The organism is Pseudoalteromonas sp. SR45-5, from assembly GCF_014163565.1.
GTDB lineage: Bacteria > Pseudomonadota > Gammaproteobacteria > Enterobacterales > Alteromonadaceae > Pseudoalteromonas > Pseudoalteromonas distincta.
On sequence record NZ_JACJDN010000867.1, the window covers coordinates 1 to 1302 of the forward strand.

Here is a 1302-nt window from a genome sequence, read left to right on the forward strand (position 1 = left end):
TATATTAAAAACTATCGACAAGACTTACTGAAAAGCAATTCATGTACTCCTTCAACTAAAGTTTATTTTGTATTCTCTTGGTTCTAACTAACCACCTATATGCGCCGATAATGAACAATGCAGCAGATCCGAAGCCACTTAACACCCAAATGACTTTTAAAATGTTACCGCCAATGCTGCCGTCATGTAGAGGGTGCATCCAGTTTTTTATTTTACTAGCCGTACTTTGCTTATCTATATTAAACACGCTCTCTAACTTTCCTGTAAGTGCATTAACCTCTATATAGCTATGTGGAAAGCGATATGAAGGATCGTTTACAGTTTGAAATCTTAATCTGTAAATAGCATTTAAGTTTGATGGTGTTTCAATCCAAGCTAAACGCGCATTCGGTAATGCTTTTTCAGCTATTAATACCGCTTGTGATAAAGGAATATCGGTTTGTTTGCTCGGTTGAATTTGTTTTTTTGGTGGGGAGTTTATATCGCTAACTAGAGCGGTTAATATAGGATCTGTTTGTTTTGGAATAGCGAGCATAACACCTGTAACAGTTAAAGCTAGTAGCGGTATGCAGAAGGTTAAACCAATTAGTTTATGCCAGTCGTATAGCAAACCTATTTTAGAGCTACGAGATTTAAATTTTAGTGCCTTTACCCACTGCCCAGGCTTTGGAAACCAAGCAAAGAATCCAGAGATAAGAAGAACTATTGAGGCTATGCCTATATAGCCAACGACGAGAGTGCCCGTTGCTCCTGTTAGTAATGAAAAATGTAAGTTGTACATCCAAGTTACTAAGTATTTTCCCCAATAGTTTTTACGTATTACTTTATCACTACTGCTAGATAGCCATACCATTAAGGGGGCAAAGCCTTGTTCTTTTGTTTCTGTTGGATTGTAGTATCGCGCGGGAATTACTGAGTTTATACCTGTGTTTTCTAATCGCCATGGCCCTTGCTTTGAAGGGAAATTGGCTCTTAGCGTATTATATGCTTGATCCCAATTAGGCGTTTTTATGTTTGTAGTAGCGTCATTTGCTGGATTTAGCAGTAAGTCTATTTGCGGATAGTAAACTAATATAGAGCCAGAAAGAGTGATAATAGTAAGTAAAACACCTACTGATAGGCCTAAGTATAAATGTAACCGCCTGAATGTTTTTCGCCATGAAAGCTTTAGTGTCATTAATTAAATAGCCGTAATGAGTAATGCAGGTTTATTGGGCATTAAGGAATGATTAATTACGCGGTATATTATATGGTTTTTGATATGAGTTGTGCGGCATTTTTTCGCACTTATTAAATTAGGTA

Annotated in this window: 1 protein-coding gene; it reads right to left on the minus strand. The window is 36.9% G+C overall.

Going from position 1 to position 1302, the window contains the following annotated elements; translation table 11 throughout:
* Positions 1 to 55 precede the first annotated feature (55 nt).
* Positions 56 to 1177 carry a PepSY domain-containing protein gene (locus H5072_RS19705; protein ID WP_182694544.1) on the minus strand — a complete coding sequence of 374 codons (1122 nt, stop codon included), beginning with the start codon at positions 1175 to 1177 and terminating at the stop codon, positions 56 to 58.
* Positions 1178 to 1302 lie beyond the last annotated feature (125 nt).